The sequence below is a fragment of the Thermogemmatispora onikobensis genome, assembly GCF_001748285.1.
Taxonomy (GTDB): Bacteria; Chloroflexota; Ktedonobacteria; order Ktedonobacterales; family Ktedonobacteraceae; genus Thermogemmatispora; species Thermogemmatispora onikobensis.
The window spans coordinates 95,899-115,376 of record NZ_BDGT01000011.1; the positions used below are offsets into that span (position 1 = coordinate 95,899).

Genomic DNA, 19,478 nt, shown 5'->3' on the forward strand with positions numbered 1-19,478 from the left:
TCTCATCTCAGCCGGGCAGGCCAGCCAGCGTCAGCTCTCGCCGAAACTCCTCAAGATAGCGCTGCATAAACGCCAGGCGCTCCTGAGCCAGCGCCCGCCCCGTAGCCGTACTCATCGTCTTTCCCAGGTGCAACAACTTCGTATAAAAATGATCCAGCAGATAGCGCCGATCATCGGGCGTATGCCGTTCCGCAAACGGATCAGCCGGATCATACGGGCGCGTCTCCGCCGTTGCCCGCAGCGTCCCCGTGATCGCCCAACGCATCACCCCGATCGCCCCCAGTCCGTCCAGGCGGTCTGCATCGCGCACCACGCGCGCCTCCAGCGTCTGCGGCTCGATCCCGCGACTAAAGCTGTGGGCCAGCACCGCATGCAGAATCGCCTCGCGCTCCGCTGTCGGCACCCCATAAGCGGCCAGCAGCTCAGCGGCCAACTCCTGCGACAGATCAGCATGATGCCGCCCTTGAGCAGCAGGCGCCTGAGCAGTGAGCGCCCTCTCCTCTGGCGCCACCCGTCCCAGATCGTGCAGCAGGGCTGCCGTCCCCACCACAAAGCGATCCGCCCCCTCGCGCTGCGCAATGGCCAGCGCCAGCCGATAGACACGCTCAATATGATCCCAGCCGTGCGCCAGATCGACCCTCCCCGACCTCAGAAAACGTTCCTCCACCTCGCGGTACACCTGCCCCAACACAGCATCTCTATCGAAAGCCTCTGTCATTGACGTGCAACATCGTCCTTTCTACACTGTCTTTCCGCTCGCACTTGATGGCATCGGTCCCCACCCATGCGAGCCGCCTGGCCAGGGCGACAGCGCCGCCGCCCCTCCTGGCTCGACCGACCCACCCTGGTCAGCGTCACTCAGCCTAAGCAGATCCATTCTACACCATCGCCGGCCATTCTGCCCGAAGCCCGGGCCTTCCTTCCGCACCCATCTCCTCGCGCTCCTCGCGCCACCTCACCCATCTCTCCCCCTGAAAATTTTCGCCGGGGCCTTGACAAAAGCCCATTCCCCGACTATATTCTATTTGAAACCGCTTACGTAATCGTTTGCGGTACCGATTTCGTCACCAACAGAAATGCAAGGATGCTTTCGCTCCCTCCCCCAGCCTGCAGAACCTGCCTGGCGGGTTCTGCAGGGCGAGGAGCGGTGACCTGGGAGAGAGAAGCGCAAAGAGGCTTGCCGTCAAGAAAGGGAGCGGCGGTGGAGACAGCAGGGCAAAGGGGGTGCCGCCGTACCTGACGTGGCCAGCAAGCCGGGCATGAAGCAAGCGAAGGGAAGGACCCGGCCCGGGAGAGGAGGGGCACAGACACAACCTCTTTCTCCCGGGGACTCCTCGTTCGGTCAGAGGCGGGTGCCGTGGCTGACTCTCTGATTCAGTCGCGGCACCGCTCTTTTTGGCCTGCCTGTCTCCCCTCCTTTGGAGTGGCTTCCTGGCTCTTCTCCTGGTTCCCCTCTGCCTGCCCTTGACAAGTGGTGTGGCCTGGGCGTACCCTGAATATGGGTGACCGGTCACTCACCAAAAACGGTGGACCCTCAAGCGGAGGCAGCCGCTGTCAAGGAGCCAGACCATGCCGAAGATCGTCGACGAGCAGACGCGCGAAGCCACGCGCCAGCGTATCCTGCGCATAGCGGCCCGGGAGTTCGCGCGCCTGGGCTTTGAGCAGGCCAACATCAACCTCATTGCGGAGCAGGCCGGGATTGGCAAGGGGACCATCTATCTCTACTTTGAGAGCAAGAGAGCCTTATTTCTAGAGATGCTGCGCTTCATTGCTCAGGCCCACCTGCAAGAGATCCGTGCCGCTCTGGCGGCGGGGGAGACCGTGCAGCAGCGCCTGGAGGGTCTCTTTCTCGCCTTTGTCAGGCTAGCGGAGCAAGAGAGCGATAGCTTCCACGTCTTCATGAGCGCGCTCTATGGCGTCAACCGCCTCTTCCAACAAGAGGCGACGGCCCTACTGAGGGAGTACGTCGCGGCCATTGCCCGTCTGCTCGCCGAGGGTCAGGAGCGGGGCGAGCTGAGCGTCCAGCAGCTAGAGGCCAGCGCCCTGATGGTGCTCTCGGTGACCGAATCCTACGTCCTGGCGGCGCGCGTCCTGGGCTACCCGGCCTCTGTGCTCGCGGACCAGGCCGGGGCGGTGGCCGACTTCATCCTGCATGGTCTCGCGCCCTCAGCCCGCCGCTCCCCTGATCGGCAGGAATAAAGCGCGGTGGCGCGCCCTCCCTGCTCGCTTTTTGGCGCTGATTTTGACTGACCACCCACCCATCATCATACAGAGGAGGCAGATACCGCATGCTGAGCGAGAGACTGATCGTCGGCCTTCGGCGCTGGGAGCGTCGTGGGGGCCGGGAGCGTCGCGAGAAAGGAGTAGAGCGTCCTTATCTGCTCTGGAAATGGCTGCTACTCAGCAGTGCCATTGGTCTGGTAGCTGGTCTGGGGGCCATCGCCTTTTTCGAGGCCATTCACCTGGCGAGCGCCTTTTTCCTTGGCGTACTGATTGGCTATCGACCGCCTGATCCGACTGGTGAAGGCAGTACGGTCTGGGCGCCATTGTGGGGTGCAGCTCGTCCCTGGCTGCTGCCGCTGGTGACGACCGGTGGTGGTCTGCTGGCCGGCCTCATCGTTTTTCTCTGGGCGCCCGAGGCTGAAGGGCACGGGACCGATGCGGCCATCGCGGCCTTTCATCAGGGCAGGCCGATCCGGGCGCGTGTTCCCCTCATCAAGCTCGTTGCCTCGGCCATCACCATTGGCTCCGGTGGTTCTGGCGGGCGTGAGGGGCCTGCCGCCCAGATCAGCGCTGGCTTCGGCTCCCTCCTGGCGACGCTGCTACATCTTGAGGCCCACGAGCGCCGTCTGGCGATTGCCACAGGGATCGGCGCCGGTATTGGCGCCATCTTTCGGGCGCCGCTTGGGGGGGCCGTGCTGGCTGCCGAGATCCTCTACAAGGACGATCTAGAGGTTGAGGCGCTTCTGCCGGCGCTGATCGCCTCCATTGTCGGCTATAGTGTCTTTGGGGCCTTCTCGGGCTGGAGTCCCATCTTTGCCGTTCCTGCCAACCTGGCCTTCAGCTCGCCCCTGCAGCTCCTCTGGTATGGCCTGCTGGGAGTAGGCTGCGGCCTGGTTGGGCGGGCCTATGCCACGGGCTTCTACGGACTGACGGCCCTCTTTCACCGTCTGCCGCTCCCGCGCTGGCTCAAACCGGCTCTGGGCGGTCTGCTGGTGGGTCTCATCGGCCTGGCGGTTCCCCAGGTACTGGGCATGGGCTATGGCTGGGTGCAGCTCTGGATGCAAGCGGGCCTGAGCGCCTGGCCGCTCTGGGTGTTGCTCGCGCTCCCCTTCCTCAAGATCCTGGCGACCGGCCTCTCCATCGGCTCCGGTGGCTCGGGGGGCATCTTCGGCCCCGGCATGGTGATCGGGGCTGCCGTGGGGGCAGCGTTTTGGCGCCTGCTTAGTCCCCTGGTGCCAGGCATACCGGCGGTGCCTGCTCCGTTTGTGATCGTGGCGATGATGGCGCTTTTCGGCGGGATTGCTCACGCCCCGCTGGCGGTCATGCTGATGGTGGCTGAGATGACAGGCAATCTCTCGCTCCTGGCTCCGGCCATGCTGGCTGTGGGGGTAGCCGTGCTGACCGTCGGCGAGCAATCGATCTACAGCAGTCAGTTGAAGACGCGCGCCGATTCGCCGGCCCATCGCCGGCGCTGGGCCTTTCCGCTGCTCTCGCTGCTCCGGGTTCGTCAGGCCCTGCTGCCTCCTGAGCCTGTGCTAAGCAGTGACCTATCGCTCTCCCAGGCCGAGTCGTTGCTGAGGGAGTGGAAGATCGACAGTGCGGCGGTCATCGATGAGCAAGGGGCCTGGCTGGGCAGGCTGACGCTGGCGCAGGTGCTGGCCGTGGAAGCCAGCGAGCGGGAGCGGAGGCGCGTGACGGAACTGCTTGAGTCGCGGCAAGCCCTGGCGGTTGCGCCTACAGACCCGCTGGATCAGGTGCTGGCCATGCTGGTGGACCAGCGCTACGACTGGTTACCGGTTGTGGAGGAGCGCGCTGGCTCCCGGCGCCTGCTTGGCTACGTTTCCGCTCGTTCGATCCTGCGGGCCTATCAGGCGGCGCGCACGGCTCCTGTTCCGTCCGCTGAGCCTGGGCCTGAGCCTGAACCGTTTGCTTCCTCCCTTCTGGTGCAGGCTGGGACAGGGAGGGAAAGCGGCCAGGGCCTCTCGGGAGAGGGCTGAGGCGAGAAGAGAAGGCGAGAGTCGCGCTTGTCGCTGGCGAGCGGCGATGCTATAATCCTTCTGACGAGAGCTAGCAGCATTGACAGGCAGCAACGCAACCTGAGAGCAGCCGTCTGATCCCTTCCCTGAGCGGTCTGGCGGCCTGCTTGCGTGGGAAGCGGAGGAGTCATGACAGCGCACGATCCTCAAGGAGCGCCGGAGCAGACGCCGGGGCAGCCAGTGCCCGCGTCCTCGACCTTTCCCCCAGGCATTGCTGACGTCACCTCTGCGCTCTTTCGCCAGTTTCTCGACCTCCTGCCTGATGCCCTCATCGTTGTAGACGAGCAAGGGCACCTGGTCCAGGCCAACGCCCAGGCCACGGCGGTCTTTGGCTATAGCCGTGAGGAACTCCTTGGCCAGACGCTGGATCTCCTTCTCCCGGAGCGCTTTCGCGAGATCCACCGCCGGCATGCGGCTCAATACTTCCAAGCCCCGCGTCTGCGTCCGATGGGCATTGGCTTACATCTCTTTGCCCGCCACAAAGACGGGGGCGAGTTCCCGGTAGAGATCAGCCTCAGCCCCTTGCACGTCGGCGACCGCCTGTACGTCATTGCTGCCGTGCGCGACATGACGGCCCAGCGCCGGGCTGAGCGCGAGCGTACCCTTCTGCTACAGAACCTGAGCGTTCAGGGGGAGCTGCTCAACCAGGCCTACGATGCCATCATTGTGCGTGATTCCCTCGACCGTATTCTGCTCTGGAATCGCGGAGCCGAGCGCCTCTACGGCTGGCCGGCGCAGGAGGCCCTGGGGCGTATCAGCACGCGCCTGCTCAGGACCGACTTCCCCGGCGGAGAGGGGGCGGTACGCACTGCCCTGGAGCGTGATGGCCAGTGGGAAGGTGAGCTGACCCAGCTCGCTCGCGATGGGCGCCTGCTGGTGGTCGAGAGCCGCCAGGCCCTGGTACGCGACCAGCAGGGCCTGGTTCTGGCCACCCTGGAGATCAATCGCGACATCAGCGAGCGGCGCCAGCGCGAACGGGAGGCGCGGGCCATGCTGGCCGGCCATCTCTCGCTGCTGGAGCAGCTCTTTGAGGCGTTGCCCCTGGCGGTCGCCCTGGTGGCTGGCGCCACGGCCCGTCTTGTGCTGGCCAATCAGGCGGTGCGCCGGGTGTGGGGAGTGGACTGGCCGTTCGGGCAGCCTTTTCTCGAATTTCTGCAGGCCCATCGCATTATCATCAGCGATATGCGGGGCAAGACCCTGGCGCCCGAGGAGCTGGTCACCCTGCGCGTACTCCGCGAGCAGCGAGCCATCGCGCTCTATCAAGAGCAGATCCGCCGTGCCGACGGCTCGCCTCTGCCGGTCCTGGTGAGCGCCCTCCCGCTGCACGTGCCGCCGGAGGCCCTGCAAGGCGAGCTGTTGCGGCAACTAGCGCCTGGGGAGCCGCTGGCCCTGGTCATTCATCAAGATGTGACGCCGCTCAAAGAGGCGGAGGAGCTGAAGGACGAGTTCATCAGCATCGCCGCCCACGAGCTGCGCACGCCGCTGGCGGCTCTGACCGGCTATGCCGAGATGCTCCTGCGCCAGACCGAGCGCGGACACGGTCCCCCGCTGGCCCCCTGGCAGCGCGAGGCCCTGGAAGAGATTCAGCAGGGCACGAAGCGCCTGGCCGGCCTGACCGAGGAGCTGCTCGACCTCAGCCGCCTGCAGGCCGGGCGTCTGCAGCTCCAGCGCCTGCCAGCCGACATTGTCCCCCTTGTGCGCCAGGTGGTGCGGCGCCTGCAGCCAACGAGCGAACGCCATCAGCTAGAGGTGCAGGCGCCGGCGGAGCCACTGGTGGCCCTGATCGATCCCCATCGCCTGGAGCAGGTCCTGACCAATCTTGTCGAGAATGCCATGAAATACAGCCCCCAAGGGGGTCCGGTTCAGGTCAGAATAGGGCGCGAGGGCGACGGGCAGGCGGTGCTGATCAGCGTGCAAGATCACGGTATTGGCATCCCCCGCCATCAGCAGGGGCAGATCGGCGGGCGTTTCATGCGGGCCGAGAATGCGCGCGCCTGGGGCATCGAAGGAACGGGCCTCGGCCTCTATCTGGCCCGTGCCCTGGTGGAGCAGCACGGCGGTCGCCTGTGGTTTGAGTCAGAAGAGGGGCAAGGCTCGACCTTCTTTGTACGCCTGCCGCTCCTGGGCGAGGAGAGTGAGGAAGGCTGTGAGCTGCCGGAAGATGAAGAGACCACACCGGCGGCGCCCCCCGTGAGGGAGGCCGGTGCCTGATTCTGACTGGCCCAACAAAGAGCAGCCTTGTGCTGTCATCTTGCCTTCACAGCCTTCACAGACGAAAGGAAGCGCCTGGATCATCCTCTGATCCAGGCGCTTGCTCCTTTGGGTGGGGCTTCACAGGAACCTGTGCCTCAGCGGCACGCGAGCAGCCATCTGCTAGCGGTCGTAGATCACCAGCATGACCAGGCCGCCCATCTCGCTCTCATTTTGCCCTGGGTTCATCAGGTGCGAGAGGATATGGCAATGGAAGGGGTAGCTGCTGCCCGGGGCGGCCCAGGCCGTGAAGACCAGGTCGTAGGTCTCGCCGGGGGCCACCTGCAGGGTATCGCGCTGGTACGGCTGAGATAAGGGGTGGCCATCCTGAGCGACCACCGTGAAGATGTGACCGTGCAGGTGCATCGGGTGGATGCCCAGCGTATCGGCCCCGATCAGGCGCAGGCGCACAGTCTGGCCGTGCCTGACGTGCAGCGGCTGGGTATCGGGAAAACTCTTACCATTGATGACATAGTAGCCGCCGGGCAGGGTACCGATGAAGGCCGTGTAGTCGACGTCGGCATGGACCTCCGCGCGGGCCTGGGGCGAGCCGGGACGCGGGTCAACGATGAAGGCCCCATAGCAGCCGCCGGCCACTTCATTCAGGTCGTTATAGTGGCTATGGTACCAGTGGGTGCCGACATCCTGGTCGTGGACCGTGAAGTCGTAGACGTAGCGCTGACCTGGCTGAATTGGCTGCTGGCCGAGGCCGGGCACGCCATCCTGTTGGCTGGGCACCTCCAGACCGTGCCAGTGGATGCTTGTCGCCTCATGGAAGTGGTTGATCACCGTAATGCGCACATGGTCGCCGGCGGTGACGCGAATCATCGGTCCTGGCACCGTGCCATTGATGGTATAGGCCGGTACCCAGGTCCCTTTGACGACCTCCCAAAGTACTTGCTCGGCGACCAGGGTGAAATGCTTGGCGCCGTCGGGGTCACGCACGTACGTGGCGAGCTGGTTGCCCTGGCTCTGGGTAGCCCGTGGCAGGGCCGCGACTGTGGCGGTGGCATTAGCATCCTGCCCGCTGGTGTTCATGCTGCTCATGCCGCTCATCGTGGTGCTCCCCTGATCCTGGCTGGTGCTGCTGGTGAAGCCACTGCCGCTGGCCAGCGTACTGCCGAGGCCGAAGCTGAGGACGGCCACCATGATGAGCAGGGCGGCGACCAGGACGGCCAGGGGCGCCATGATGCGGCGCCAGGGGTAGGCAGACCCCGGCTGATGGCGGCGCACAAAGACGACGTTGCCGTTGCCGACTGCCAGTCGGCGATAGGTCTCCGGGCGATAGCTGCCCGCTTCCAGAATGATGGGACCTTGTGCTGAGGGCTGTTCATCCCTGGCCGGAGCCGCCGCGGTGGCTTGCGGCTGCGGTCTCTGCTCTTGCTCTTCGAGAGCAGTCTTTCCCTCTTCTGGCGATGCCATTCTGCTGCCTCCTATCCTATCTATGAACAGGGATGGTTGTTGCTCTTCTTCCTCTGACTTGCCTGTCCAGGCTGAGCGATTGCACAATCTGTGGGCTGTGGGCCGCGCCGGCTTACGGCTTCGGCTCGCGTCACATCAGCAACAGTAGCGCTGCCAGGTGTCAATCGGCTCACAAAGCCGGCTGCCGTTCTCTCGGAAACCTCACAGCTCCGCTCTGGCTCGCCGCTGACCATCTGCCCGGCGGCTGACTGGGACCAACTGGGACTGACTGGAACTGACTGGAACCGACCCCGGGTCCTGGTGCGGGCAAGGCGTTGCCTGCTGCTGAGGAGCAGGCCGGTGCAGAGGGAGAGGGACGCCGCTGCAAGTCTTATAGTCATGCTCAGGGAGGCGCCGGGTAGAGAGAGAAGAGGAATGGAAAGCCCGATGCAGGGGGCTGTGACGCGCCTGTGATGGAAGCGAAAGGGGCCGAGAGCGGCTCGTGAGAGGGATGAGCTATATTCCCTCCTGGAAGCGGTGGTAAGGGTGGCGGGAAGGCGGGAGAGGGAGCAGGGAGGAGGGGGGACAGCCTGGTCGCGAATGTCTTCCGCTGTTCGTCCCCACGGGGCGGGCAGCGGGGGCTGCGCAGGCGAGATCGCTGGAGTCATGAAGAAGAATCGCTTATTCGTCTGGATACAGGAGGGAGGACCATCCATGAAAATCATCAGCGTCTTGAAGCCGCGTTCCGTCACGCAGATCCCTGAGCCGCCGCTGGCGCGCTTCCTCTTCGCCGACACGCGCATGGCCTGGCTGTGGCTGCTGGTGCGCCTCTACGTCGGCTATGAGTGGTTGACCGCCGGACTGGAGAAGCTCACCGGCTACAATTTCGCCATTGGGGCTGGCTTCGGCCAGCGTGTCAGCAGCCCGTGGGTCTTGAGCGGCCATGATGGGGTCGCCCTGCAAGGCTTTGTCAAGGGGGCGTTGGCGCTGAGCAGCGGGCCACACCCGGCGGTGCAGGGCTGGTACGCGGGCTTCCTGCAGCAGGTTGTCCTGCCGAACGCCGGTCTCTTCGCCTACCTGGTGACCTTTGGCGAGGTCCTGGTCGGCCTGGGGCTGATCTTCGGCGCCCTGACGGGCATCGCCGCCTTCTTCGGCGTCTTCATGAACCTGAACTTTATGCTTGCTGGGGCAGTCAGCATTAACCCGGTGCTGGGCACCCTTGGCCTGCTCCTGATGCTGGCCTGGCGCATCGCCGGCTACTACGGACTGGATAGCATCCTGCTGCCGCTGCTGGGCACGCCCTGGACCGGCTCGCTCCTGAGCCGTCTGCGGGCGCAGCGCACGCAACCGCTGGAAGCTGGGGCTGGTGGTCGCTAGCCGGGGCTGATGGTAGGCAGTGCAGCCGCCCTCGCTGCTGGTGGTACTGCGGCAAGGGAGCCAGGCATCAACACGCCTGGCTCTCTCTTTTTGTCTGCTCCGGCCAGTGTTGAGGCTGGCGTACGTTACGAAGCGAGGTCGTCGGGAGCGGCCAGCATGTAGCCAACGCCGACCTTCGTACGGATATAGCGCGGGTGAGCCGGATCATCCTCCAGCTTGCGTCGCAGACGATTGATATTGACCTGCAGCATATGGCTCTCGCCGACATACTCCGCCCCCCAAACGCGCTCTAAGAGCAGGTCCTGGGTGACTACTCGTCCGGCATGCTGGGCCAGGTAGGCCAGCAGCCGGTACTCGGTTGGCGTCAGGGCGATCTCGCGCCCGGCCCGCGTCACCCGATGGCGCGTATCATCGATGGTCAAATCGCCGACCGTGATGATCGAACGCAGGCCGCTCACGCGCTCGCCGCTGCTGAACTGAGCGCGACGCAGCACGGCGCGCACGCGGGCCAGCAGCTCCTCAATACTGAACGGCTTGGTCAAGTAATCGTCGGCACCCAGGTCCAGGCCGCGCACCTTATCCTGATCCTGGCCGCGAGCCGTCAGCAGAATAATGGGCACGCCGGAATGCTCGCGCACGCGCTGGCAGACGCTGAACCCATCCAGGCGGGGCATCATCACATCGAGCAGGATCAGGTCCGGCTGCTGCTCCTTGAAGACGGCCAGGGCCTGCTCGCCGTCGCTGGCTGTCAGGACGGCGTAGCCTTCCAGCTCCAGATTGCGCGAGACCAGGCGCAAGAGGTGGGGATCGTCATCGACGCACAAGATGGTTATCTTACGCACCATGCTCCTGTCATCCTCCTCTGATGAGCGCGTTGTCGGGTTGGGTTGGGTCGGGTCGAACGGGTTGCAGTCAGGGACCTGGGGGCCGGCGATCGTCAGGCGTGCTGGCGCGACTGACGGGGTTGGGTCCGGCCCGGCCCCGTGCCAGGAAGCTCAGACTGCCGACGTGAGGGCCGGCAGGAGCAGATGAAAGGTACTGCCCTGTTCCGGCTCGCTCTCAGCCCAGATCTGGCCGCCCTGCAACTCGACCAGATACCTGCAGAGCGTCAGGCCCAGCCCCAGGCCGCTGGTCTGGCGTGCCAGGCCGCTATCGCCGCGATAGAAGCGCTGGAAAATCTGCGGAAGCTGTTCCGGCGGAATGCCCCGCCCCTGGTCACTGACGCAGATCTCCACCGCCGGTGCCGGCTGAGCCACTCCAGTCGCAGGCGCAGGGATGGCCTGCGGGCGCAGGATCACGCGGATCTCGCCGCCCGCGGGAGAGAAGCGGACAGCGTTCTCCAGCAGATGGTCGAGGATCTCGCGCAGACGGCGACGATCGGCCAGCACCGGAGGAACGCCCTCTGTTGGCGAGCCGCTGGCGTCGAGCTGCACCACCTGGAAGGCAAAGGCGTCCGCCTGTTCGGGGGGCAGCCGCTGCTCAGCAGCCAGCAGGGCCTCCTGCACCACGCTGAGCGGGTCGACAGCGGTCGGCTCCAGGTGCAGCAGCCCGGCCTCCAGCTCGCTCAACTCCAGAAAGCGGTCGCAGAGCTGGATCAGACGCTCGCCGGCCTCCTGAACGCTTTCCAAGAGCAGGCGGCGCTCGGCCAGGGGGAGGCGACGCTCGTGGCGCAGCAGGGTAGAGACGGAAGTGCGAATCACCGCCAAAGGGCTGCGCAGCTCATGGCTAAGCGTGGCCAGCAGCTCGCTGTGAGGGCCAGTCGGTGCGGCCAGGCTCGCGGAAGCAGGCGGCCCCAGCCCGGCCCCGGTCCCAGCCCCGGCCAGCAGCTCCGTGAGCAGCGCCTGGCGCAGTAGCGCGGCCAGCAGCGGCTGATTGGCGGCGACAATCGCCGTGCTCTTCGCCAGCCAGCCAGCCAACGAGGCTGGCTGGCTGGCGTGCCCTAGCAGCACCACCAGGGCTGGACTGGCCAGAGCGTGGCCAGCTCCTGTCTCTGGGCGCGCCGGCACTAGCGGTAGACTCAGCAGCAGCCAGACGGTCTCGGCGGTCTGCACCTGGCTCCGGCGCAGGGGCAGCTCGCCAGCGTCGGAGCTGGTCGCCGTGAGGAGACTGCCAGCGCCGGCCACACTGACGAGGGCCCGGGCCTGTTCCTCGTCGAGGCGCTGCGCGGCCAGCAGCTGCAGCCGCTCCACCAGTCCCGGGACCTCTCTGGCTGGGTGGGAGGCATCCCAGTGCAAGAAGAAGGCGCCATGTTCGGCGGCTGTTACCTCGCGCAGGGCCTGCAGCAAAGCCGCGGCTACCTCCGCCGGTGGCGCCGTTGTCAGGGCCGGCAGCAGGGTCAGCAGCTCCCTCTGCAGAGCCGCGGCCCGCTCCGCCGGCGTGGTTTCGTCAGCAAACAAAGAGCGATCACGATAGCTCATAGCGGCTCCTCTCCCTCTCCTGACTCCCTTCCCCGCTGGGCGCTCTGCCCCTCTGCTCAGGGGGCGGGAGGCGCGCCTCTACCAGTTGAACAAGCGGCCCAGTGCTCTCCTGTTCTGTCCTGTCCAGAGCGGATTTCCTTCATTCTAGCAGAGAGAGAATCACCACCTCATCACGCCCGGTGCTTTCACCCTCACAAAGAGATCACAACCTCGCTGCTGCTCGCCGTCGTCGCGCCCGCCGGGCCGGCTTTCTGCGTCAGGAAGCCCTCTATCTCCTGTCCTTGCATCTGTAGATTGGAATAGACTTGCGCCCTTGTTACAGGTATGGTACCATGCCCATCAGGCGCGATAGCACAATGCGCGCACACCAGTTGGCTGATTGTGGGCCAGCCGACTGAGATGAGATGAGAAGAAGGAGGGAGCGCATGGATGAGCGCAATGAGGCGCAGCCGGGCGAGAACACCTACGTCATCGACTCGGAGCAGGCTGCTGAGCTGGCGCGCCTCATGCAGCAGGATCGCATCTTGACGGAGGCCCTGGGGGGACTCTTCCCGGAAGGGCTGCAGCTAGCCGAAGATGGGCGCCTGCTCGATCTGGCCTGTGGCCCTGGGGGCTGGACCCTGGAGGTCGCTTTCGCCTATCCCCATGCTGAGATCATCGGGATCGACATCAGCCCCCCGATTGTCGAGTACGCCAACGCGCAAGCCTGGTCGCGTCGCCTTGCCAATGTCCACTTTCGCGTCATGAATGTCATGGAGCCGCTCGCTTTCCCCGACTCCTCCTTCGATCTGGTCAACGGACGCCTGATGTGCGGCTTCATGCGACCCGAGGCCTGGCCCCGGCTGCTGGCGGAGTGCCGGCGCCTGCTCAAGCCTGGTGGAATCATCCGCCTGACCGAGATGGAGCCAGTACTGACGACCAGCCCGGCCTTTGAGCACTTTGCCGCCCTGGGGGCGCTGGCCATGAAGCGCGCGGGGCTAAGCTTTTCGCCCGACGGGCGCCACTTCGGCATCACGCCTGTCCTGCCGCGCCTGGTGCGTCGGGCCGGTTTTGTCGATGTGCGCCTGCGTCCCTCTGCCATCGAGTGGTCGGCGGATACCCCCTATCACTATCCTTTCTTCAAGGACTACCTGGTCTTTCTGGAACTCATTCAGCCGTTCATGGTACGCGCGGGCGTGGCCACCCGCGAAGAGCTGGCGCGCCTCTATCAGCAGGCGGTCGCTGAGATGCAGCAGGAAGAGTTCTGCGCTGTCTGGAATTTCCTCACCGTCTGGGGACGCAAGCCAGACGAGAGGGAAACGTGAACGCGACTGGCTTGCTGACCGGGTGTGGCTGCGGCTGCTCTGAGACTACAATAGAGGGGGAAGCAGCGAGCAGACAGGGTCATCCATCTCGATTGTGAGCAGCTAAGGGGAAGGAGATGAAAGCGCGCGATGCTCTATCCGATGATGACCGCCACGCGGGAGGTCTTTGACCTCAGCGGCATCTGGCAGTTCCGTCTCGACTCAGGTCAGGGGCAGGCCGAGCGCTGGTATGAGCGGCCTCTGCGCGAAAGCGTGCCCATGCCGGTGCCGGCCTCCTTTAATGAACTGAGCACGGCAGCCGGCGATCGCGAGCACGTCGGGCGGATCTGGTACGAGCGCGAACTGGTCATTCCTCGCCGCCTGCTGGAGCGGCGCCTGGTCTTGCGCTTTGGCGCCGTAGCCCATGCTGCGCAGGTCTACCTCAACGGGCAGCCGCTGGTCGCCCACCGCGGTGGCTTCACACCTTTCGAAGCCGAAATCAATGCTCTGGCCCAACCGGGCAAGAACCGCCTGACCGTCCTGGTCGACAACACCCTTGACTACAGCACCCTGCCCGTCGCCCACTATCGCGAGGAGCAGCTTCCCGACGGCAGCCGGCTGGTCACGGACATCCCCAACTTCGACTTCTTCAACTATGCCGGCATCCATCGCCCGGTCCGTCTCTACACGACGCCCGCCACTTACATCCGCGACATTGTGCTCACCAGCGCCCTCGACGGTGCCGATGGCCTGGTCACCTACCGCGTGGCCATCGATGGAGTTGGGCGCCAGGTGGTCGCTGTGCATGTGAGGCTCCTGGATGCCGAGGGCCGAACGGTGGCCAGTGGTCAAGGAACGGAAGGCCAGCTACGCATCAAAGATGTGCAGCCGTGGGAGCCAGGTCAGCCCTATCTCTACACCTGCCTGGTTGAACTCTGGGACGATGGCGGGAGGAGCGAGCCTCTGGACAGCTATGAGGAGCCGTTTGGGGTGCGCACGGTGGCCGTCGAAGATGGGCAGTTCCTGCTCAACGGCAAGCCCTTTTATTTCAAGGGCTGCGGCAAGCACGAAGATTTCCCGATTCACGGGCGTGGCCTCGATGAGGCCGTGTGCGTCAAGGACCTCAACCTCTTGCGCTGGCTCGGGGCCAATTCTTTCCGCACCTCGCACTATCCCTATGCCGAGGAGCTGATGCGTCTGGCCGACCGTCTGGGCCTGGTCGTCATCGACGAAGTGCCGGCGGTTGGCCTCCATCTCAACCTTGGTTCTGGCCCGGGTGGCGCGCGGCGTCAGACCTGGCGCGAGCTGACAACGGCGGCACAGCATGAGCAGGCCCTGCGCGAGCTGATCGCCCGCGACAAAAACCATGCTTGCGTTGTCATGTGGTCGGTGGCCAACGAACCGGCCACTGAAGAGGAAGGCGCCCGTGCCTACTTTGAGCCGTTGCTGCGCCTGGCGCGTCAGCTTGATCCGCAACGTCGTCCGCTGACCATCGCCTTACAAATGCTGGCCACGCCGGCCAGCGATACCGTGGCTGACCTGCTCGACGTCATTGCCCTGAACCGCTACTATGGCTGGTATGTCCACGGTGGGCGTCTGGAAGCGGCGCGAGCCTTGTTGCAGGCCGAGCTGAGGGAGTGGATGAAGCGTCTGCCGGGCAAGCCAATCCTCTTGAGCGAATACGGGGCCGATGCTATTGCCGGCATGCATGACGAGCCGCCGACCATGTTCTCAGAAGAGTACCAGGCGGCGCTGCTGCAGAGCTATCATGAGGTCTTGGATGCCTGCCCCGCCGTTATCGGTGAGCATGTCTGGAACTTTGCCGATTTCCAGACGGAGCAGGGCATCACGCGCGTGCAGGGCAATCGCAAGGGGATCTTTACCCGGGACCGGCGGCCCAAGCTGGCGGCCCACCTGCTGCGGGAGCGCTGGCGGGCCATTCCCGATTTTGGCTACAAGCTCCTGCCTTCCTCTCGGGAGTGAGGCGATGGCCTGGTGCCCGTCCCGCCAGCCATCTTCCCGGCGAGTGCGCAGGACGGGCGCCACAGCGGCTGGCCTCATCTCAGCCAGGCTGCCCCTCCTGCTCGCTGGTGCTGGCCGGCGCTGTGGCAGGTTGGCGGCCCCAGACCGTCAGCAGCACACTCACGGCGCAGAACTCATCTTGCTGCATCTCGGCCACGGCCTGCTGGCTCAGTCGCTCTAGCTCCTCCAGGGTGGCCAGGCCCAGTTTCACCGAGAAGGGACGCCCGATCTCAAAGGCGATCAAGAAGTCCTTGAAAAAGCCGTAATGGGCTGGGGTACCGCTCGACCATTCGATGGCACTGGCGCGCAGGCGCACCTCTTCAAAGCCGGCCTGGCGCAGCAGACGGGGCAGCATGGGCGTGATGCCAACATGGCGCCCGTCTGGTGAGAAGCTCTGGCCGGCCCGCTGGAGCGCGCGAGTCGCCAGGTCCATCAGCGCTTCGAAGGCGGCGCTGGTCGTCAGCGGTGGCTCCCCCTCGGTCAGGCGGAGCACCCCGCCGGGCTTGAGCAGGCGCCGGCATTCTGCCAGCAAGCGGGGCCAGGCCGCCGGCGTCATAAACCAGGCGATGAAGCGCGCGTTGATCAGGTCAAAGAAGCCATCGGGAAAGGCCAGCGGCTGCATGATGTTCATCGTGCGGAAGTGTACGTTCTCCAGGCGGCGCGCCTGGGCTTGCGCTTGGGCATACTCGATAATGGAAGCGCTGATGTCGACACCGTAGACGCTCAGCTGGGGATAAGCGAACGCCAGTTCCAGCGCCCAGCCGCCGGGGCCGCACGCGAGATCCAGCACCCGCCCATCTTCGGGCAACTCCTGTCCTTCGGGAAAGAGACCCCCCATTCCTTCGGTCACCACACGCTCCTGTTGCATCAGGCGTGCCAGTTCGGCGGCCTGCTCGGGATCGATGACGTAGGTTGAAGGTGGGATACCCTCGCTGGGCTTGCTCATCTCTGCTTTACCTCCTCTGGGGCCAACAAGGCTCGTTTGTCAACGAGCCTGAGTGGCTATCCTCTAGGGGCGATAGCGGATTTTTCGAGAGATGCCTTCATAGTAGCATGCTGCTGCACGGCTGGCAAGCAGAGCTGCTCGACGACTCTTATCTACCGAAAGGACCGTCAGATGCCGCAGGGTATGACGTAGCAGTGGGCAGGCTCTCACTGGCTGCAGAAGAAGAAAGAGACGAGGCTGGGTAAGAGTCTCTTCCTTTGAGTGAGCGACGAAGCGGGACCAGGCCAGGCCGGGCCGGGCCGCCAGCAGCCTCATCATCCGGCCTGGTCTGGGTGGAATCCAGGAGCCTAGGAGCTGGCGGGGTACGGGCAGCGCCAACGGTGGGTACCGCTCCCCACCTCGGCGTAGGGCTGGTCACTGCCTGGCAAAACAATGCTGGCCGTCGTATTCGGTGGCACCACGACCGTCAGCTCAAAGATGCCCCCGGCAAGCTGCCAATGCACCGCCGCCAGGCCGTAGGGAGTCCGCAGGCGGGCCTCGGCCCTGGTCAGGCCGCCGCCCGGCAGCGGGCGCACCGCCAGCCGCCGGTAGCCCGCTGCCGCGGGTGCCAGACCGGCCACCGTGCGCTGCAGCCAGTCGGCGACCGAGCCGAGGGCGTAGTGGTTAAAAGAAGTCATCTCGCCGGGGTTGACCGAACCATCGGGCAGCAGGCTGTCCCAGCGTTCCCAGATGGTCGTCGCTCCCATTGTCACCGGATAGAGCCAGGAAGGACACTCGCGCTGCAGGAGCAGGCGGAAAGCGACCTCGGAAGCTCCAACGCTGCAGAGGGCATCGCAGAGCACGGGCGTGCCGACGAAGCCGGTACACAGATGATAGCCCTCAGCCTGCACCAGCTCCACCAGGCGCCGGCCCGCCGCCTGGCGCAGCTCCTCCTCCTCCAGCAAATTGAACTGCAGCGCCAGCGCGTAGACGGTGGGGGCATCGCTAAAGATGCGCCCATCGGCCCCGACGTAGGCCCGCCGGAAAGCGGCACGTACCTGGGCGGCCAGATCCCGATAGTGGGCCTCCTCCTCACGGCGGCCCAGCACACCCGCTGCCAGCGAGACAACCTCTGCCGAACGAGCAAAATAGGCCGTCGCTATAACCTCCGGCGCTGCGCGCGCTGCTGCCGGCTCTTCCGGAGGCGCTGCAGGATCAAGCCAGTCGCCGAACTGGAAGCCCGCGCGCCACAGATGTTCCTCCCCGGCCAGCCGATCGAGCAGATCGACCCAGGCCCGCATACTGCTAAATTGCCGCGCCAGCAGCGCGACATCGCCATAGCGCTGGTAGAGCGTCCACGGCACCAGCACAGCAGCGTCGCCCCAGGCCGCCGCCGGCAACGGCTGCTCTCCAGGTAGACCGGCAATGCGCCGCAGAATATCGGGCACCACGAAAGGAACGACGCCCTCGGGTGTCTGCTCGCAGGCCAGATCGCGCAACCAGGAAGAGAGAAAGCCGGCGCAGTCATACAGAAAACAGGCCGTCGGCGCAAAAACCTGAATGTCGCCTGTCCAACCAAGGCGCTCGTCGCGCTGAGGGCAGTCGGTTGGAATAGACACGAAGTTGCCGCGCATGCTCCAGACCACATTCTCGTGGAAGCGATTGAGCAACGGCTCGGAGCAGCTAAACCAGCCGGTGCGCTCCAGATCGGACTGGCAGACCACGGCCTGGATATCGTCGGCTTGCAACGGGCCGGGCCAGCCCTCGACCTCGGCATAGCGGAAACCGTGGAAAGTAAAGCGCGGCTCCCAGGTTTCAATACCGCTGCCACGCAAGATGTAGCGATCAGTAGCCCGGGCGGTGCGCAGCGGGCGCGTACACAGCTCGCCCTGCTCCAACACCTCGGCATGGCGCAGCGTAATCTGCCGCCCCGCCTCGCCGCGCACCCGCAGGCGCAGGCGCCCAACCAGATTCTGCCCGAAGTCAAGAATCGTACGCCCACTGGGAGAAGTCAGGATAGCCTGCGGAGTCATGAGGGCGATGCGCCGCACTGGTGGGGCCTCGGGAGCGGCCAGCCGTGTCAGGTCCCATTCCACCAGGCGCACACCGTGCCAGGCGCGATCGTCGTAGCCCGGCTCAGACCAGCCATCCTCTTCCAGGCGCGCATCATACTCCTCGCCATCATAGAGATCGCTGGCGCGGATCGGGCCAGTGCTGGCGCGCCAGCTCAGATCGGTCACCACCCGCTCGCAGTGCCCATCAGCGTAGAACAGCTCTAACTGGGCCAGCAGCCCCAGGCGCTCGCCATAAAGGTTGCGCCGTCCCCCATGAAAGCCCAGGCGTCCGCGAAACCAGCCGTCGCCCACGATCGCCCCAATGGCATTGCGCCCCTCGTGCAAGAGCGCGGTCACATCAAAGGTTTGATAAAGCAGGCGCTGATCATAGCTGGTCCAGCCGGGGGCCAGCACCTGGTCGCCAACGACCCGCCCATTCAGCTGAACCTCGTAAACGCCGAGAGCCGTAATGTAGAGACGTGCCGCTTGCAACCCTGCCGCCACCATAAACTCGCGACGCAGCAAAGGCGCCGGCTGCGGGCGTGTCGTATCCTCATCCCAGTCGGGGGTAATAAAGCGTGCCTCCCAGTCGGAGGGCTGCAACAGGCCGGCCTCGACCATGACTGGCGTGCTCCAGGGCGAGCGGCTGCCATCCTGCCCCTCGACGCGCACCCGCACGCGCAGACGCTGCCGCGAATGCAAGGGAGCGAAGGGCCAGGGCACCAGCACCGACTCAGACGAGCGGAGCAGGCCGCTGCTCGCCCAAAGCTGACCAGCGGCATCATAGGCCTCGACCTCATAGCCCGCCTGGTGCCAGGCGGAACGATCCGTCTCAACAATCCAACTGAGGCGAGGGCGCTCGACGCCCAGGCCAAGCACCACCGCCTCCTGGTGATATTCGATACGGAGGCGGCGGACAGCTATCACCGCCCCTCTCTCTGCTCCGACCTCGGCGCCGGCGGCCAGCACCTGGTCGCGCTCATACTGATGTCCCTCGTGATCGGTCATGCTTGCTCCTTAGAGACAGAGAGACTGCAGCCACCAGCAAACTCTTCGCCTGCTCACTCGCGGCTTAGCCCTTGAGCGCGCCAGCGGTCAGCCCCTTGATTACACGCTGATTGAGCAGCAGGTAGAGCAACAGGGTTGGGAAGACCGCCAGACTCACCGCAGCGAAAGTCGGTCCCCAGGCCACCTGCCCATACTGGCCTGTGAAGTTCAGCAGTCCCGTCTGGATAGTGCGCAATTGGTCGCTGCTGATAAAGGTCAGCGAGAACAGCAAATCGTTCCACAGAAAGAAGAACTGCACCAGGGCCACGGTCACCAGGCCATTACTCACCAGGGGGACCGCCACGCGGAAAAACACCTGCGCCAGGCCAGCCCCGTCGAGAATAGCCGCTTCCAGCAGCTCGCGCGGAATAGCCTTAAAGTAGCCGGCCATCAGAAAGACCGTCAGCGGCAGCCCGAAGCCCGTATACGTAATAATCAAGGCC

General features: G+C 65.0%; 13 protein-coding genes. 6 read left to right on the forward strand and 7 right to left on the reverse strand.

Annotated elements, in window-relative coordinates:
• Nucleotides 1-7: 7 nt before the first annotated feature.
• A complete protein-coding gene (locus BGC09_RS07215; protein WP_069803216.1) occupies nt 8-718 on the reverse strand; it encodes an HD domain-containing protein in 711 nt (236 codons plus the stop codon).
• An 851-nt stretch (nt 719-1,569) separates the two neighbouring features.
• On the opposite strand from BGC09_RS07215, the gene BGC09_RS07220 reads away from it, so the two are divergent.
• From BGC09_RS07220 to BGC09_RS07230, 3 genes are all read left to right on the forward strand, one after another.
• Nucleotides 1,570-2,199 carry a TetR/AcrR family transcriptional regulator gene (locus BGC09_RS07220; RefSeq protein WP_069803217.1) on the forward strand — a complete coding sequence of 210 codons (630 nt, stop codon included), beginning with the start codon at nt 1,570-1,572 and terminating at the stop codon, nt 2,197-2,199.
• Nucleotides 2,200-2,288: 89 nt separating this feature from the next.
• Nucleotides 2,289-4,220, forward strand: coding sequence for a chloride channel protein (locus BGC09_RS07225; RefSeq protein WP_069803218.1), 1,932 nt, complete (start codon nt 2,289-2,291; stop codon nt 4,218-4,220).
• A gap of 168 nt (nt 4,221-4,388) precedes the next feature.
• Entirely contained in the window at nt 4,389-6,470 is a 2,082-nt protein-coding gene (locus tag BGC09_RS07230; protein WP_069803219.1) for a PAS domain-containing sensor histidine kinase, read from the forward strand.
• Between the two features lie 162 nt (nt 6,471-6,632).
• Here the strand turns inward: BGC09_RS07230 and BGC09_RS07235 are convergent, their stop codons facing one another.
• Nucleotides 6,633-7,931, reverse strand: a complete 1,299-nt coding sequence (locus tag BGC09_RS07235; protein ID WP_084658084.1) for a multicopper oxidase family protein — start codon at nt 7,929-7,931, stop codon at nt 6,633-6,635.
• Between the two features lie 693 nt (nt 7,932-8,624).
• On the opposite strand from BGC09_RS07235, the gene BGC09_RS07240 reads away from it, so the two are divergent.
• Nucleotides 8,625-9,287 (forward strand): DoxX family membrane protein, encoded by a 663-nt coding sequence (locus BGC09_RS07240; RefSeq protein ID WP_069803220.1) that lies wholly within the window; start codon nt 8,625-8,627, stop codon nt 9,285-9,287.
• A 125-nt stretch (nt 9,288-9,412) separates the two neighbouring features.
• Here BGC09_RS07240 and BGC09_RS07245 read toward each other — a convergent pair whose 3' ends face one another.
• Both BGC09_RS07245 and BGC09_RS07250 read right to left on the reverse strand, forming a co-directional pair.
• On the reverse strand, nt 9,413-10,132 hold the full coding sequence (locus BGC09_RS07245) for a response regulator transcription factor (protein WP_069803221.1): 720 nt from the start codon (nt 10,130-10,132) through the stop codon (nt 9,413-9,415).
• A 150-nt stretch (nt 10,133-10,282) separates the two neighbouring features.
• Nucleotides 10,283-11,704: a sensor histidine kinase gene (locus BGC09_RS07250; protein WP_069803222.1), complete on the reverse strand. Its 1,422-nt coding sequence runs from the start codon at nt 11,702-11,704 to the stop codon at nt 10,283-10,285.
• 425 nt (nt 11,705-12,129) lie between these two features.
• Here BGC09_RS07250 and BGC09_RS07255 point away from each other — a divergent pair, with 425 nt between their 5' ends.
• Both BGC09_RS07255 and uidA read left to right on the forward strand, forming a co-directional pair.
• Nucleotides 12,130-13,008: a class I SAM-dependent methyltransferase gene (locus BGC09_RS07255; protein ID WP_069803223.1), complete on the forward strand. Its 879-nt coding sequence runs from the start codon at nt 12,130-12,132 to the stop codon at nt 13,006-13,008.
• Between the two features lie 129 nt (nt 13,009-13,137).
• On the forward strand, nt 13,138-14,970 hold the full coding sequence (uidA, locus tag BGC09_RS07260) for a beta-glucuronidase (RefSeq protein WP_069803224.1): 1,833 nt from the start codon (nt 13,138-13,140) through the stop codon (nt 14,968-14,970).
• A 79-nt stretch (nt 14,971-15,049) separates the two neighbouring features.
• Here the strand turns inward: uidA and BGC09_RS07265 are convergent, their stop codons facing one another.
• From BGC09_RS07265 to BGC09_RS07280, 3 genes are all read right to left on the reverse strand, one after another.
• The gene (locus BGC09_RS07265) at nt 15,050-15,955 is read right to left on the reverse strand and encodes a class I SAM-dependent methyltransferase (RefSeq protein ID WP_069803225.1); all 906 of its coding nucleotides are present in this window, start codon (nt 15,953-15,955) and stop codon (nt 15,050-15,052) included.
• Between the two features lie 347 nt (nt 15,956-16,302).
• Entirely contained in the window at nt 16,303-18,996 is a 2,694-nt protein-coding gene (locus BGC09_RS07275; RefSeq protein ID WP_084658088.1) for a glycoside hydrolase family 78 protein, read from the reverse strand.
• Between the two features lie 64 nt (nt 18,997-19,060).
• Nucleotides 19,061-19,478 (reverse strand): carbohydrate ABC transporter permease (locus BGC09_RS07280; RefSeq protein ID WP_141727674.1); only part of this gene is annotated, 418 nt, incomplete at its 5' end.